This window comes from Rhodoplanes roseus (assembly GCF_003258865.1).
GTDB classification, from domain to species: domain Bacteria; phylum Pseudomonadota; class Alphaproteobacteria; order Rhizobiales; family Xanthobacteraceae; genus Rhodoplanes; species Rhodoplanes roseus.
Window position 1 is genome coordinate 1 of record NZ_NPEX01000905.1, and the last position, 254, is coordinate 254.

General features: G+C 68.5%; 1 pseudogene. It reads right to left on the minus strand.

Features of this window, described 5'->3' with window-relative positions:
• Positions 1 to 215 (minus strand): annotated as a pseudogene (locus tag CH341_RS32945) (malto-oligosyltrehalose trehalohydrolase); the annotation flags it as partial.
• Between the last annotated feature and the right edge of the window lie 39 nt (positions 216 to 254).

Consider the following 254-nt stretch of genomic DNA (forward strand, 5'->3'; position numbering starts at 1 on the left):
GCGCTCTGCCAGCGATACGCCTTCGGATCGACGAGCCGGCTCGGCCCATGCACGTCGCCCGCCTGTGCCCTTGCGGTCGGATCGGGAACGGCAAAACCGTCTTCCAGGACGAACTGATAGTCCTGCCCCGCCTCGGCCTCCGGCACGGTGAGCTCGAACCAGCCGCGATCGGCCTTGTTCATCGCCAGATCCTGGCCGGCGAGGCGCAGCGTCAATGCGCTCTGAGCGGGAGCCCACAAGCGGAAACGGGCGCC